A 14960-nucleotide genomic window follows, 5' to 3' on the forward strand; every position below is an offset into this window, starting at 1 on the left:
GGTTTCTGGTTTCAGAAAAATTGGTAGAGCTGTGCGGGGTTCTCGACCAGCACGCGGTGCCGCATGGATTCGTCGGGAACCCATCGCGCGAGCAGATCGAACAGCGCGGCATCGTCCGGCTTGTCGGTCGGTTCGGTCGAGTGCGGCCAATCGCTGCCCCAGACCAGGCGATCGGCAGCTTGATCGACCCAGCGTTGGGCGATCGCATCGGTATCGGCATAGCCGGCTTCGGCACCGACCGCCGAGTTGAGATAGGCGCCCGACAGCTTGATCCAGGTGCGCCCGTTGTCGAGCAGCCGGCTCACGACCGCGAAGGCGGGATGCGCTTGCGGTTCGGGCTGCGGCAGGCGGGCCAGGTGGTCGAACACCACCGTGCCGGGCAGGCGCGCCAGCAGCGGCGCGTGCTCGGCGATCTGGTCCGCGCTCCAGTGCAACTGCACATGCCAGCCGAGCGCATGCACCCGTTGGGCCAGCGGCTCGACCATCGAGAAGTCGACGGCGGCATGGGTGGCCGTGTAGAGCGTGAACCGGATGCCGCGGATGCCGCCGGCATGCAGGCGTTGGAGTTCGTGGTCCGTTACGTCGGGCCGGACCACGGCGATGCCGCGCGCCTGTTGCAGCCCGAGCGCTGCGATCGCCGCCAGCGTGACCGTGTTGTCGGTGCCATGCACGCGGGGCTGCACGATGACCGCGCGCCGGGTGCCGATGCGTCGTTGCAGCGCGCGGTAGTCGTCGACGGTGGCGTGCTCGACGAGGGCGTCCGGTGCGCCGATGGTAGCGAAGCGGCGGTCATGGACGTGCATGTGCGCATCGCAGGCGCCGTACGGCACGGCGGTGCGCGGACTGCCGGTGCCGCTGCTGTTGGGGAAGGGGCATGGGGCGCTCATCAGGCGTCCGCGTCGCAGCCTTGTCCTTGCGAAGCGGCCACCATGGCCGTGTGCTGCCCCAGCGTCGGAGCCGCGAAAGGCCGAGGCCCAGGGGTGCGGCCGAACTTGATCGGCCGCGTGAAGCCACGGTAGGAGCCCAGCGTCGGATGGTCGAAGCTGGCCACCATGTCCTCCGCCAGTACCTGCTCGTTGTCGAACATGTCCTCGACCGTGCGTGCCGCCGCGCAAGGCACCGCTTCACCGAAGTGATCTTCCCATTCGAGCGCGGTGCGTGCGGCCAGCGCGCGGTGCAGCTTCGGCACAATCTCGGTGAAGTGCTGCGCCCGCTTGCGCACGCTGTCGTAACGCTCGTCGACGGCCAGTTCGGGCAGTCCCACCCTGTCGCACAGCGCCTTCCAGAAGTGCGGCGTGTTGGCGGAGATGTAGATGTGGCCTTCCTTCGTCGGATGGATGCCGGTGATGCCCCCGGATCGCATGTCGCGCCCCACTTCCCGGGGCTCACCCTCGGCCCACACCATGCGGGCCGACTGCATCGTGAGAGCGGCACGCAGCAGCGACACGCCGACGAACTGCCCCTGGCCGCTCTTCTCGCGCTCGTACAGCGCGGAGGCCACGCCACCCGCCACCAGCGCTGCGGCGTAGTAGTCGACCACCGAGCCATAGAGGATCTCGGGTGGTTCGCCGCGCTTGCCCTGCAAGGCGCACATGCCGGTCATGGTCTGCAACACCTGGTCGTAGCCAGCCTTGTCCTTCATCGGGCCGGTCTCGCCGTAGCCAGTCACGCTGCAATAGATCAGCCGCGGGTTGACGACCTTGAGCTGCTCGTAGGCGATGCCCAGCCGGGGCGGCACGGTGGGCCGGAAGTTGTGAACCAGCACGTCGGCGGTGCGCACCAGGGCCATCAGTGCCGCATGGTCGTCCGGGGCCTTCAGGTCGAGCACCACGCCCAGCTTGCTGCGATTGACGCCGATGAAGGCACGGCTCTCGGCCTCCAGCGTCGACGGGTATTTGCGCAGGTTGTCGCCCGTGGGAGGCTCGATCTTGATGACTTCGGCGCCCTGGTCGGCCAGCAGCGAGCAGCCATAGGGCCCCGCGATGTAGGCGCTCAGGTCGAGCACTCGCAGTCCGGACAGCGGGCCCTTCGGTCCGGTGCGTGAGGGCAGGACCAGGTCGTTGGCGTTGGCGTTGGCGTTGGCGTTCATGTGGTCCTCAATCTGCGGTGATGTTCTGCTGCAAGGCCAGCTTCTTCCAGCGCACCACGTCGTCGGCGATCACCTTGCCGAACTGGTCGGGCGAAAGCGGCGTGGCGATCGCGCCCTCCTTGAGGAAGTTGGCCGCAAGCGCCGGCGTGGCCAGCGCCTTGTTCACGGCGCCGTTGAGCTTGCCGACGATCTCGGCCGGGGTGCCCGCGGGCGCGAGAAGGCCCCACCACAGTTCGAACTCGTAGCCCGGCACGGCCGTGGCCATCGGCGTGAGGTCGGGCGCGATCGCGCTGGGCCTCAGGCTCGTGATGCCGACCGCGCGCAGCTTGCCGGCGCGCACCATCGGCAGCAGCGACGGGCCGCTCGAGATCAGCAACTGCGTCTGCCCGCCAACCAGGTCGGTCACGGCCGGACCCATGCCTTTGTAGGGGATGTGCGTGATCTCGAGCTTGCCGACCTGCGCCTTCAGCAGTTCGGTGCCGAACTGGTTCACGCTGCCGGAACCCGACGAGGCGTAGTTGTACTGGTTGGGCTTGGCCTTGATGGCTGCGATCAGCTCGGTCGGCGTCTTCGCGGGGAAGTCGTTGTTCACCGCCACGATGAACGGGCCCTTGGCGAACATCGCGACCGGGGCGAAGCTCTTGCTGGGATCGTAGGGAATCCTGGGCTGCACCGCCGCGTTCGTCGTCATGCTGGACGACACGGCCACCAGCGTGTAGCCGTCCGGCGCGGCCTTGGCAACCTGGCCGGTGCCGGTGTTGCCGCTGGCGCCCGGGCGGTTGTCGATGATCACCGGCTGCTTCATCTCTTCGCCCAGTTCCCTGGCGATCTGGCGGGCGAAGGTGTCGTTCGATCCACCGGCGGGGTACGGCACGACGATGGTGATCGGCTTCGTCGGCCAGGCGCCCTGCGCGAAGCAAAGCGTGGGGAGGAGGCAGCACGCGAGCGCGATCCTGCGCAGGGGCGATGAAATGAGCTTCGGCATTCTTGTCTCTGAAGTAGTGAAGAAGGTGATCAGGCGGCCAGCAGGCCAAGGGTGCGCGCGCTGGCGACGATGGCGTGTGCGCGGCGAACGAAGGGGATGTCGATCATCTTTCCGTCGACCACGTAGGCCCCCACGCCCTTGGCGTCGGCGTCGCGCGTGGCCTCGATCACCTTGACCGCATGCGCGATCTCTTCGTCGGTGGGGCGGAACACCTCGTTGGCGATGGCGACCTGGCTGGGGTGGATGCAGGTCTTGCCGAGGAAGCCCATGCGCCGCGACAGCATCGCCTCGGCGCGGAAGCCCTCGGCGTCGCGAATGTCCGCAAACGCGCTGTCATACGCATAGATGCCGGCTTCGCCTGCCGCGATGCGGGTCGCGAACATCGCCTGCTGGATCGCAGCCGGCTCGCGGCGGGCGATGCCCAGCGGCTCGAACAGGTCGCCGAGTCCGAGTTGCAGGCCGACCACGCGTGCGTCGGCCAGCGCCAGCGCCGCGGCCATGCGCAGCGCCACAGGGGTCTCGATGTTGAGCAGCAGGCCCACCGGCTTGTCGACGCCGTTGGCCCTCTCGGCACGTTCGATCGCCGCGACGGCCGTGCGTACATGCGCGGCGCTCTCGGGCTTGGGCAGGTTGAGCAGGTGCACGCCGGATTGCACGACGGCTATCACGTCCTGCTCGAAGTGCGGCGTGTCCATGGCGTTGACGCGAACGATCACGGTCTTGCCGGTGTCGGTGGCGATGCCCTGCAGCAGTTCCCGCACCATGTCGCGAGCCTCGTCCTTGCGCGACTCGGATACGGCGTCCTCCAGGTCGAGGCAGATGCCGTCGGCGGCGCTCGCCAGCGCCTTGTTGAACAGCTCGGGGCGGGTGCCCGGTACAAACAGCTTGCTTCTCATGGAGGCAGTGTCTGCCACCAATGAAGAAAGAAAAACACATGCTTCGTACGATCAGATCATAGAAAATCTATCTTCATGGAAACAGCCTACCTGCAGAGCTTCCTTCTGGTGGTGGAGTGCGGCTCGATGTCCGAGGCGGCCCGCCGGCTCGACCTCACCCCGGCCGCGGTGGCGCAGCAGATCCGCACGCTCGAACGCGAACTCAACGCTCCCCTGCTGGCACGCGCCGGACGCACGGTGCAGCCGACGGAAGGCGGTCACCAACTTGTGCAGCGCGCGCGTGGCGTGCTGCGCGAGGTGAGCGACATCAAGGCGTTGCTGGGCAGCGACGCGGTTGGCGGCGAACTGCAGATCGGCACCATCAACACTGCGCTGCACAGTGTGCTGCCGGACATCCTGGCGCACTTCGTGAAGACGCATCCGGGCGTCAAGGTGTTCCTGCAGTCGGGCACCACCGCGACGCTGCACAAGGCAGTGCAACAGGGTGAACTGGATGCGGCGGTGTGCCTGTATCCCCACTTCGCGCTCCCCAAGACCTTCGACTGGTCGCTGCTGCGGGAAGAGCCGCTCGTCCTGCTGGCCCCGAACCGGCTCGCGCGGCGCGATCCGCACGAGCTGCTGCGAACCTCTCCCCTGATCCGCTACGACCGCAACCTGGGCGGCGGCAAGCAGGCCGATCGCTACCTGCGCGCCGCCGGCATCGTGCCGCAGGAACGCTTCGAACTGAGTTCGCTGCTGGCCATCGCGATGATGGTGGACCGGGGGCTGGGCGTGTCGATCGTGCCGGACATCGCGTCGCCGCTGCTGGACGGCCAGCGCATCGCGAAGATCGCGCTGCCGCTTCGTTCGGAGGCCCGGCGGTTCGGCATTCTGTGGTTGCGGTCGTCAGCAAGGTTGCGGCTGGTTCAGGGACTTGTCGCAAGCGCCAGTACGGTGACCCCTGCGTGAGTCGGCGCGCTGTTGCTCGAACCACCGGTGCATCGAGTCGCCTTGGTCATCAAACGGCGAGACCAAAAACTCTCGAGAACGCAGCTGCGCCTTTTGGTGAAACGCTCACCACGCGCGAGCGCGGCGCCCGCACGATCCAGCCCTCGCGCGTGTAGAGGTCAAGCAAGGCCGCCCCCAGCGCGCCGGCCAAATGCGGGCGTCGCTGGGTCAGGTCGACACAGCTTCGCGCGAATGCGCGCCGGCCGCGGCCCTCGCTGCCGGCGTCGACGCCCAACGCAGCGAGTTGGCCCTTGCCGAGACGGGTGAGCTTGTACTGCGGGCCGTCCTCGACCAGCCAACGGGCCTGGCGCATCGCTTCCAGGATCTCGACCGCGACTTCGCCCGCGAGATGGTCGTAGCAGGTACGTGCATGCAGGAAGTGGCTTGGCATCGCGCGCACGAGGGCCGGCTGCGGCGGCACACGCCGTGCGGCCTTGGCGCTGAACGACGCCAGGCTTTCGATCAGGTGCGCCGCATCGGCGCCGGCGATGCGGAAGTAGCGATGCCGCCCCTGCGACTCGGCGACCAGCAGGCCGCCCTCGACCAGCTTCGCGAGATGGGCGCTCGCCGACTGGGCCGACACGTTGGCCGCGAACGCGAGTTCACCGGCGGGACGCGTGGTGCCGTCGATCAGCGTCCAGACCATGCTGGCACGCGCCGGATCGGCCAGCAGCGCGGCAATGCGGGGGATCTCGGGCGCGTCATTCATATTTCACCTGAAGATGAAGTGTGCAGGTGCCAATGGTGAGCACAATGCGTGTTCATGTCCAGAAAGGACTCGCATGCCCCCACACACGACAACGCCGGACCTGCAGGGCAGGCAGCCGGCCTTCTTCTACGGGTGGGTCGTCGTCGCGGCGGCGTTCGCCACCACCTTCGTCGGCTTCGGAAGCGCCTACACCTTCAGCGCTTTCGTCGGGTCGCTGCAGACCGAGTTCGCCGCGTCGCGCGGCTCGGTGTCGCTGGTGTTCTCGCTGGCGGGTTTCCTGTACTTCGGCCTCGGCGTGCTGAGCGGCCCGCTGGCCGACCGGTGGGGCGCGCGCCGCCTGGTGATGGCCGGCATGGTCCTCACCGGGGCCGGGCTCGCGCTGGCCGGCCTGGCGCGCACGCTCGGCCAGGTCTACGCGGCGTATGCGCTCGGCGTCGGCCTCGGGGTCGGGTTGGCCTACGTGCCGGCGCTGGGCACCATCCAGCGCTGGTTCGCACGGCGGCGCGGCTTCGCATCCGGCCTGGCAGTGAGCGGCATCGGCGTCGGCACGCTGGTGATGCCGCCGCTCGCCTCGTTCCTCATCGCGGAATGGGGCTGGCGCACGGCCTACCTGCTACTCGGCGCGCTGGCCCTGGTGGTCGGCGTCGGCATGGCGGTGCTGATCGCCGACGATCCGCGCGCACGCGGCCTGCTTCCGGACGGCGACCTCTCACCCACTTCATCGTCGGGTAATGCCGCGCTGCCTGCCTCGGAGGGCTACTCGGTGATGCAGGCGCTGAAGACGCCGCGCTTCGCCGGCCTGTATGCGGCGTGCCTGGTCTCATCGTTCGGCTTGTTCGTGCCGTTCGTACACCTGATGCCCTATGCACTCGACCATGGCGTGGCGCAGGCGTCGGCGGGGCTGCTGCTCGGGGCGATCGGGGTTGGCAGCACCGCCGGGCGCTTCATGCTCGGCAACCTCGCCGACCGCATGGGGCGCCAGCCGGCCCTGCTGCTCATGTATGCCGGCATGGCGGCCTCGATGCTGGTCTGGGTAATGTCGAGCGGCGCGGCAGGGCTCGCCGTGTTCGCGTTGGCCTTCGGCGTGTTCTATGGCGGCTACGTGGCATTGCTGCCCGCGCTCGTGGCGGACTACTTTGGCGGCAGGAGCATCGGCGCCATCATCGGCGTGCTCTACACCGCCGTGGCGCTCGGCACGCTCGTGGGGCCCAGCGCGGCCGGCTTCGTGTTCGACTTCACGCACAGCTACACACTGGTAATTGCCGCGAGCATTCTTGGCAACCTTGCCGCCGCGGGAATCGTGCTCGCCATCTCGCGCCTGAAGGCCCGTTGAAAAGCCTTGCGCACGCTGGTTCCGGCCGCTCCTGCATGTCGCCACATAATCTTCAGCACCGTGGTTGCTAAAGGGATCCTTGCATGGAATCAGTCAGCGCCGACACTTTCGACCAGTCCTACTATCAGCGCTATTACTTCGACAAGAAGACCAAGGTGCTGGATCCGCGGCACGTCGAACGCCTGGGCAACTTTGTGTGCTCCTATCTCAAATACCTGCGCGTACCAGTGCGTCGGGTGCTGGACGTAGGCTGCGGGGTCGGGGTATGGCGCAACATCGTGGCGCAGCATTTCCCGCAGGCCAGCTATCTCGGTGTCGAGTTCAGCGAATACCTGTGCGAGCGCTACGGATGGGAGCGCGGTTCGGTGGTGGACTACCAGGCCAGCAGGCCGTTCGATTTCGTGATTTGCCAAGGCGTGCTGGCCTACCTCAGCCCGCCAGACTTGAAACGCGCGTTGGCCAATCTCGGAACCCTGAGCGAAGGGGCCCTCTACATGGAGGTCGTGGCGCGCGAGGACTACGAACGCGACATGGTGGATGAAGACCGGACCGACCCGCACCTCTTTCGCCACCGCGCCGAGGTGTACCGTCGCGGGTTGTCTCGGCAGTTCAGGGAGCTTGGTGGCGGCGTATGGATCAGCCGACGCTCAGACGCGCAAGTGTTTGCTTTGGAATGCGCGGCGGAGTGACGGTGAGCTAACCCTGTGCTGCCATCCATGACACGCGACATCCCACGCCCACGTTCGGTTGCCGGCTTCATGCTGATCGCGTTCTCGGTGACGACGCTCTCCGGCACCGGGCACGCAGCCGAAAGCGTCGAATACGAGCCGATCACCCCGTACCGGCCCTCGGTCTCGACCCCGGCGCAGTTGCCGTTCCCGGGCCAGCTGGAGTTCGAGTTGGGGGGTCTAGGCATGAGCGGCGCGTCGCGACGCGGCAGCCTGCCATACCTTTTCAAGTTTGCGTTCAGCAGCGAATGGGGCCTGCTCGTCGGCGGGGATGCTCACGTCTGGTCGCGAGGCGAGGATGGTCGATTCGAAGGCGTCGGCGACACGAATGTCACGCTCAAGCGTGCCTGGGTCGTCGACGACGCCACTGCTTTCGGCGTGGAGGTCAACGTCAAGCTCCCGACGGCCAAGGATTCTCTCGGTAGCGGCAAGGCCGACTACGATGTCAACACGATCTACAGCCAGGACCTCGGTCCGGTTCACATGGACGCCAACCTGAATCTCACGCGATTGGGCCTGGTCGATACCGGCACCTCACGCACGCAGCTCGGCTGGGCGAGCGCGTTTACGGTGAACTTGCCCGGTCGCTGGGGCATGATTGGTGAACTCTCCGGCACGCACCGCGCTGGCGCCGATAGCGCCACTCAGTTGCTTTGCGCCTTGACCTTCAGTCCGAGCAAGGTCTTGACCTTCGACATGGGACTTTCTCGCACGCTACGGCCGCGACCTGCTGCAACGTCGCTGTTCGCTGGCGTAGTGCTCCCGCTGGCGCGTTTCAGGTAGGTCCAACGCGAGGTCGGCACGCTGCTGCCGGAAATGGTGCTCGCCGGCACGCAATGCAAGCCGTCGAATCTGATATGCGCGATCCTGGAGTTCTTGCCGGATAGTTCACCGGAGCTTGGTCATGCCGCAGCATCCGCCCTCGGCCACCGCAGGGCGGTCCAGACCGCCTCGAATTTGCTTTGCGGTTGCCTGACGTGACCCGAGCGTGAGGAGGCGCGTCGCGCTGGTTCTTGATGGTGCGGCCGCACCACTCCTCGTCTTCAACAAGGTCGGCTGCGGGTTTGCCGGCCGATCGAAGCAGTCTCCCGCGCCTGTGCGTTATTGACGAAGCCGAAAAAGTGTTTTGGGGCCCACAAGAGACATGAACCCTCAAGGCAGGCCGTCCGGGTCGTCGCTGGATTTGCGTGAGTGCCGGGCCGGGTAGTTGGCTGGTGGGGTGGTCTCCCCCAGCGGAATTCGGACGCTGGAGGCGCGCGTTGGGGCGCCGTGCAACAGGAAGGCCAACGCAGCCGCCTGCCTTGCTTGGGGACGGGGGAAAGACTTATGCCCCTGCCGCCCCCGCCACCCGAGCAGGGTGGGCGGTCGCGGCGCGCCTTGCCCGACCATCGATCCCCATACGCAGACTTCGCCGGGCTGGAGACAAACGGCATCGAGACGTGGTTGCGTAACCCCAAACCGCAAACCATCCATGAACCAAGGATTCCACGTGAACAAGCATTTCCGTCTTGCATCGGCCGTTGCCGTCGCAGCACTTGCCGCCGTGTCGGCCTACGCCGCCAAGCCGCTCGCTCAGCAGCACAACCCCTACCTGGCGCAGTCGTACAACAACCAGACGCACTGGGACGACGCTGCCTCCGACAGCACCGACATCGCCGTGCCGCGCGGCTTCTTCGAGGTCACGCCCGAGTCGGTGCAGCTGATTCCGAACGAATCGGTCGGCCTGCCCTCGATGAGCGACACCGTCGCCGGCCAGGAGATCCAGTTCTGGTGGTCGGGCTTTGGCCTTCGCAAGATGAAGACCGAAGGTGGAAAGCTGGTCGAGATCACGCGCAGCGACATCCCGGTGAAGCTGCCCAACTTTGCGCCCGTGAGCGCCGAGGAGCGCCGCGCCCAGGCCGCGGCGGTGCAGAAGTTCATCGAGGCAAAGGACGAAAAGGGCCTGCTCGACTACGTGAAGTCGCAGCCCAACCGCGTTTCGACCGCATCGGCCGACCAGGTCGCCAACGGCGCCGTATACGCGGTGCTGACGCGTGACGATGCCTTCATCGGCTGCAATGGCCGCCAGGTGTTCCGCATCGACCAGCAAGACCCGAAGGACCCCGCGTCCGGGATGAAGCCGGCGCGCGCCGTGACCCTTCCAGCGTCGCTGTTCGACAACGAACGCGCCCGCGCCAAGACCCACCTGCCCGGCGACATGTCCTTCGGCATGGGCATGAGTTTCAACGGCTACATCGTCATCAACACGCTGGGCGGCAAGGTCATCACCCTTAACCGCGACACGCTCGAGATCGTCGACGTCTACACCACCGCAGGCGCCGACGAGTCGTTCATGAACAGTTTCGCTACCGGCCCCGAGGCCAACGGCGGCGCGGTGTATGTGGCCTCCAACACCACCATGTACCGCCTGGTGGTCGATGCCAAGGGCAAGATCCACGACGACGAGGCCAGCGGCGCCTGGGCCGCGAAATACGACCGTGGCGTCCAGATGCCGCCTCCGAAGATCGGCGACGGCACCGGCTCCACGCCGACACTGATGGGCTTCGGGCCCAATGAAGACAAGCTGGTCGTGATCACCGACGGCGCGAAGAAGATGCGGCTGGTGTCGTTCTGGCGCGACGGCATTCCCGCGGGCTGGAAGCAGAAGCCCGGCACGCTGTCGCCGCGCGTCGCCGACCAGATCGAGGTCGACATGGGCCCCGGCCAGGACATCGTGCAGTCGGAGCAATCGGTATCCATCCATGGCGACAAGGCCTTCGTGGTCAACAACATCCTGACCAAGGAAGAGCCGATGCTCAGCCGCGACAGCTACTACGTCAACCTGGTCAACGGTGCCATGCGCCCCGGCCCCCTCGGCGCGGCCGGGTTCAAGTGGGACAACGGCAAGCACGCGTGGAGCCAGCAATGGGCGCGCAATGACGTGTCGTCCATCTCGGTGGTGCCGATGATCAGCGGCGGCAGCAACATGGCCATCGTCGACGGCTACTTCGCAGGCCGCTGGGGCGACCGCCACCACATCGGCATGGACCTGGACACCGGCAAGACAGTGATGAGCATCCGCGGTGGCACGAATCCGATCTTCAACGGCATGTATGCGCCGGTCAAGGTCGATTCCGAAGGGCACCTGCTCTATGGCATGGCCTTTGGCATGGTCCGCATGGACACCTCGAAGATGAAGCGGATCGAGCCCTGAGCCTTCTCGAGAAAGCACAACGGAGACAAATCATGCAACTCACTCAATCCCTGCGCCGGTCGGCGCAACTCTTCCCACGCCGCACCTCCACCGTGAACGGCGAACGCCGCCGCACCTGGTCCGAGACCGCCAATCGTGTCGCGCGCCTGGCCGGCGGCATCGCCGCGATGGGCGTGCAGCCCGGCGAACGCGTCATGGTGCTTGCCTCGAACAGCGACCGCTACATCGAGACCGTCTACGCCGTGCTCTGGGCTGGCTGCGTGGTGGTGCCCGCCAACACCCGCTGGGCGCCTGCCGAGCACGCCTATGCTTTGCAGGACAGCGTTCCGGCACTCTTCATGGTCGACCAGGACTTCGTCGACATGGCGCGCAAGCTGCCCGGCGTGGACGCGCGCCGCACCATCTACATGGGCGATGACGCTCAGGCCGAGCTCGTGTCCTACGAAGCGCTGATCGCCGACAACGCGCCCCTGCCCGACCGCGCCAGCGAGGGCGACGTCATGGCCTGCATCATGTATACCGGCGGCACCACCGGCTTCCCCAAGGGCGTGATGCTGTCGCACGACAACCTGGCGCTGGCGCCGATGAGCTTCGCGCTCGAATGCCCCTACGAGCAGGACACTGTGTTCCTGCACGTCGCGCCGATGTTCCACCTGGCCGCGCTGAGCTCGATGTTCAGCTACACCTCGGCCGGCGCCACGCAGATCGTCGCGCCGCGCTTCGACCCGGCGCTCATCTGCAACATGATCGCCGAGGAAAAGATCAACATGACGTTGATGGTGCCGACGATGATCGACTTCATCGACCGCTACCTGCAGGCCGTGCCGACCGACGTGAGCTCGCTGCGCAAGCTGATCTACGGCGCCGCGCCGATCTCCGAAGGCTTGCTGCGCCGCGTGATGAAGAGCCTGCCGAACGTCCAGTTCTACCAGGGCTACGGCCAGACCGAGATGTCCGGCGGCGTGGTTGTCCTGCGCCCGGAATTCCATGCCGTCGAAGGCCCCGATGCGCGCCTGCTGCGCTCCGCCGGCCGTGCCGGCATTGGCGTCGACGTCCGCATCGTCGATGAGGAGATGAACGAGGTGCCGCGCGGCACCGTCGGCGAGATCGCGGCTCGCGGCTCGACAGTGATGCTGGGCTACTGGAACAAGCCGGAGCAGACCCGCGCGGCCATCGTCGACGGCTGGCTGCGCAGCGGCGACGCGGGCTACATGGACGAAGACGGCTTCGTCTTCATCGTCGACCGCATGAAGGACATGATCGTCTCGGGCGGCGAGAACGTGTACTCGGCCGAGGTCGAGAACGCGCTGTCGCGCCACCCTGCTGTGCTCGAATGCGCGGTGATCGGCGTTCCGCACGAGAAATGGGGCGAAGCCGTGCACGCTGAACTGCGCCTGCGCGATGGGTTCGAGGTTGACGAAGAAGCGCTCTTGGCCCATTGCGGCGAGCTGATCGCGGGCTACAAGCGGCCGCGCTCGTTCAACTTCCGCAAGGACCCGCTGCCGCTGTCGGCGGCCGGCAAGATCCTCAAGAACGAGTTGCGCAAGCCCTACTGGGAAGGCCAGGGGCGAAGCATCGCTTGAACCGGGACAAGGCTGAGGTTGCGCGGACCCTGCGACCGCAGTTGCTGCGCCGGTCGCTGTCTCGCCTGTCCATCGCTTCGGCATCGGTTTCTCGGCCACCGCGTCGATGACGAGGCTCGAAAGACGACAGGCGGGACCGGGCCCGGACTCCCACTTCGATACCGATGCACTTCGGCGGGCATCAGTCCCTTGACTGCCAAAGCGTGTCATCGAAGATCGCCACCGCGCGCGTCCACCCTGCTGAGGCGCCACGGATCTTGTGCGGAAAGCAGCTGATGTAGAAGCCGGTCGGCGGGAGCGCCTCCAGGTTGTGCAGCTTCTCCAGGTGGCAGTAGCCGATGTCGCGGCCGGCCTTGTGCCCCTCCCAGATCAGCGAAGCCTCCCGGGTCTGGGCGTACTTGGTGGCCGTATGGACGAAGGGCGCGTCCCAGCTCCAGGCGTCAGTGCCCGTCAGGCGCACGCCGCGCTCGAGCAGGTACATGGTGGCCTCGTAGCCCATGCCGCATCCGGCCGAGACGAAGTCGTCGTGCCCATAGCGCGCGCCGGCGCGGGTGTTCACCACCACGGTCTCCAACGGCTGCAGTTGGTGACCGATGCGCGCGAGTTCCTGCTCGACATCCATCGCCGTCACCACGTAGCCGTCTTCGACGCCTCGAAAGTCCAACTTCACGCCGGGCTGGAAGCACCACTCCAGCGGCACCTCGTCGATCGTCGCCGAACGCTCGGCCCGTCCCAGCGCCTTGTTCATGGTGCTGTGCAAGTGGTACGGCGCATCGAGGTGCTTCTGCTCCCGGTTTCGCTGTCGAGCACCGCCTCTCGAGCATGGCCTGACGTCAGTATCATTCACACAGAAGAAGGAAGAAGAAACGTGAGACAGACCACTCTGAAGGCGGCGCTTTCAGCCGCAGCAGGCCTTGCTTTTCTTTCCGGGCCAGCGGCCCGTGCGGCGATGTCGTGCGAGGCGCTCGCATCGTCAGCGCTGCCCAGGGGCGTCGTCGCCCAGTCGGCGCAACTGGTTCCGGCGGGCTCCTTTCAGCCGCCAACGGAACCTACCCTCGAAAACCTGCCCGAGTTCTGTCGCGTGACCGGTCGGATCGAGAACCATCCGACCTCGAGGATCATGTTCGAAGTCTGGTTGCCGACGCGCACTTCGAATCACCGCTTCGTACAGGTCGGGAACACCGGATACGCGGGCGTGATCCAGTACGAGCAAATGGCGACGCGTCTTCGCGAAGGCTACGCAACCGCGAGTACGGACGACGGTACGAGCGCTCCTCCCGGCGTGCCGCAAGAAGAACGTCTCAAACTGCTGCGCGACATGGAACGCCTCCACGACTTCAAGGGGCGTGCGGTGACGCTGACAACACCGGTTGCCAAGTCGCTCTACAGCAGCTTCTACGGCAGCACCCCTGTGCACTCGTATTTTGTCGGCTACTCCACCGGAGGGTTTGAGGCCCTGGCAGTCGTGCAGCGAACCGGGGACCAGTTCGATGGGGTCCTGGCCGGCTGCCCGGCGAACAATTCGGCCGCTCTCTTCACACAGGCCATCTGGACCTATCAGAACTACCAGAAAGTCTCAGGCATGCTCAAGCTCATCCATGATGCGGCGCTGGCTGCGTGCGACGCGACAGCGGACGGCGTCAAGGACGGGGTGATCGGTGACCCGGAGCACTGCCGGTTCGATCCGGTCGTGTTGACGTGCAAGTCGGGCGACCAGGCAGCTTGCCTGACGCAAGACCAGGTGGAAGCTGTGCGACGGATCTACGAAGGCCCGGTGAATCCACGCACGGGGAAAAAGACCGGAGAACAATACGCACCCGGCATGCCCCGCGGGAGCGAACTCGTCTGGCCGGTCTCTCAATCACAGGCGAATGGAACATCTCAACCGTGGTACGGGATGCTGCTGCACAACTCCTTGACCTTCGATCTAGCGACCTTCGACTTCGAGCGTGACGTGACCAAGGCGCTGGAAATGACGCGTCGCTATGGCGCGCAGGTCACAGAAACGAATATCTCCAAGTTCAAGCGGCATGGAGGCAAGCTCCTGCTCTGGGCCGGCTGGAACGATCCTCTGTGGTCCCAGGAGAATGCCGTCCTGTACTACAAGCAGATCTCGGGGGGTTCGCGAACAGGCAGATCGGACGCCCGCGCGGGTGCCGCGGAGGGAACCCTCTTCGCACGGCTCTACATGGCGCCGGGTATGGACCACTGCGGCGGCGGAGACGGCGCCAACGTGGTCGACATGTTCTGGCCGATGGTCGATTGGGTGGAGACCGGGAGAGCTCCAGAACGGATCCTTGCGACCAAGCATGTGAATAACAAGCCCGACCAGCCCGTGGAGTTCACGCGGCCACTGTGCCCGTATCCAGCCATCGCGAAGTACTCGGGTCGGGGTGATGCGAACAGTGCCGACAACTTCGTCTGCGCGGCGAGCACATCGAGGCGAAAGTGACCGTA

The 14960-nt window shown here is 66.1% G+C and carries 12 protein-coding genes and 1 pseudogene; 7 read left to right on the top strand and 6 right to left on the bottom strand.

The window, feature by feature from the left end; genetic code table 11:
* Positions 1 to 11: 11 nt before the first annotated feature.
* From WKW80_RS28120 to WKW80_RS28135, 4 genes are read right to left on the bottom strand one after another with little or no spacing between them, the layout of a single operon-like run.
* A complete protein-coding gene (locus tag WKW80_RS28120) occupies positions 12 to 887 on the bottom strand; it encodes an amidohydrolase family protein (protein WP_340366882.1) in 876 nt (291 codons plus the stop codon).
* Positions 887 to 2089 (bottom strand): CoA transferase, encoded by a 1203-nt coding sequence (locus tag WKW80_RS28125; RefSeq protein ID WP_340366883.1) that lies wholly within the window; start codon positions 2087 to 2089, stop codon positions 887 to 889. The genes WKW80_RS28120 and WKW80_RS28125 overlap by 1 nt, the downstream gene beginning before the upstream one ends.
* 7 nt (positions 2090 to 2096) lie before the next feature.
* Positions 2097 to 3074 (bottom strand): tripartite tricarboxylate transporter substrate binding protein, encoded by a 978-nt coding sequence (locus WKW80_RS28130; protein WP_340366884.1) that lies wholly within the window; start codon positions 3072 to 3074, stop codon positions 2097 to 2099.
* 29 nt (positions 3075 to 3103) lie between these two features.
* Complete coding sequence (locus tag WKW80_RS28135; protein WP_340366885.1) at positions 3104 to 3970, bottom strand: HpcH/HpaI aldolase/citrate lyase family protein; 867 nt, start codon at positions 3968 to 3970, stop codon at positions 3104 to 3106.
* Positions 3971 to 4045: 75 nt separating this feature from the next.
* Here WKW80_RS28135 and WKW80_RS28140 point away from each other — a divergent pair, with 75 nt between their 5' ends.
* The gene (locus tag WKW80_RS28140; RefSeq protein ID WP_340366886.1) at positions 4046 to 4918 is read left to right on the top strand and encodes a LysR family transcriptional regulator; all 873 of its coding nucleotides are present in this window, start codon (positions 4046 to 4048) and stop codon (positions 4916 to 4918) included.
* Between the two features lie 49 nt (positions 4919 to 4967).
* Here the strand turns inward: WKW80_RS28140 and WKW80_RS28145 are convergent, their stop codons facing one another.
* Positions 4968 to 5666: an ArsR/SmtB family transcription factor gene (locus tag WKW80_RS28145; protein ID WP_340366887.1), complete on the bottom strand. Its 699-nt coding sequence runs from the start codon at positions 5664 to 5666 to the stop codon at positions 4968 to 4970.
* 73 nt (positions 5667 to 5739) lie between these two features.
* On the opposite strand from WKW80_RS28145, the gene WKW80_RS28150 reads away from it, so the two are divergent.
* From WKW80_RS28150 to WKW80_RS28170, 5 genes are all read left to right on the top strand, one after another.
* Positions 5740 to 6999, top strand: coding sequence for an MFS transporter (locus WKW80_RS28150; RefSeq protein WP_340366888.1), 1260 nt, complete (start codon positions 5740 to 5742; stop codon positions 6997 to 6999).
* A gap of 83 nt (positions 7000 to 7082) precedes the next feature.
* Positions 7083 to 7688: a methyltransferase domain-containing protein gene (locus WKW80_RS28155; protein WP_340366889.1), complete on the top strand. Its 606-nt coding sequence runs from the start codon at positions 7083 to 7085 to the stop codon at positions 7686 to 7688.
* A 27-nt stretch (positions 7689 to 7715) separates the two neighbouring features.
* Positions 7716 to 8510, top strand: coding sequence for a transporter (locus WKW80_RS28160; RefSeq protein WP_340366890.1), 795 nt, complete (start codon positions 7716 to 7718; stop codon positions 8508 to 8510).
* 688 nt (positions 8511 to 9198) lie between these two features.
* Positions 9199 to 10920: a hypothetical protein gene (locus WKW80_RS28165; RefSeq protein ID WP_340366891.1), complete on the top strand. Its 1722-nt coding sequence runs from the start codon at positions 9199 to 9201 to the stop codon at positions 10918 to 10920.
* Between the two features lie 32 nt (positions 10921 to 10952).
* Positions 10953 to 12503: a long-chain-fatty-acid--CoA ligase gene (locus WKW80_RS28170; RefSeq protein ID WP_340366892.1), complete on the top strand. Its 1551-nt coding sequence runs from the start codon at positions 10953 to 10955 to the stop codon at positions 12501 to 12503.
* A gap of 181 nt (positions 12504 to 12684) precedes the next feature.
* Here the strand turns inward: WKW80_RS28170 and WKW80_RS28175 are convergent.
* A pseudogene (locus tag WKW80_RS28175) lies at positions 12685 to 13284 on the bottom strand (cyclase family protein); the annotation flags it as partial.
* Between the two features lie 87 nt (positions 13285 to 13371).
* Here WKW80_RS28175 and WKW80_RS28180 point away from each other — a divergent pair.
* Positions 13372 to 14955: a tannase/feruloyl esterase family alpha/beta hydrolase gene (locus WKW80_RS28180; RefSeq protein WP_340366893.1), complete on the top strand. Its 1584-nt coding sequence runs from the start codon at positions 13372 to 13374 to the stop codon at positions 14953 to 14955.
* Positions 14956 to 14960 lie beyond the last annotated feature (5 nt).

Origin of the sequence: Variovorax humicola (genome assembly GCF_037889915.1) — a bacterium.
Lineage (GTDB): Bacteria > Pseudomonadota > Gammaproteobacteria > Burkholderiales > Burkholderiaceae_C > Variovorax > Variovorax humicola.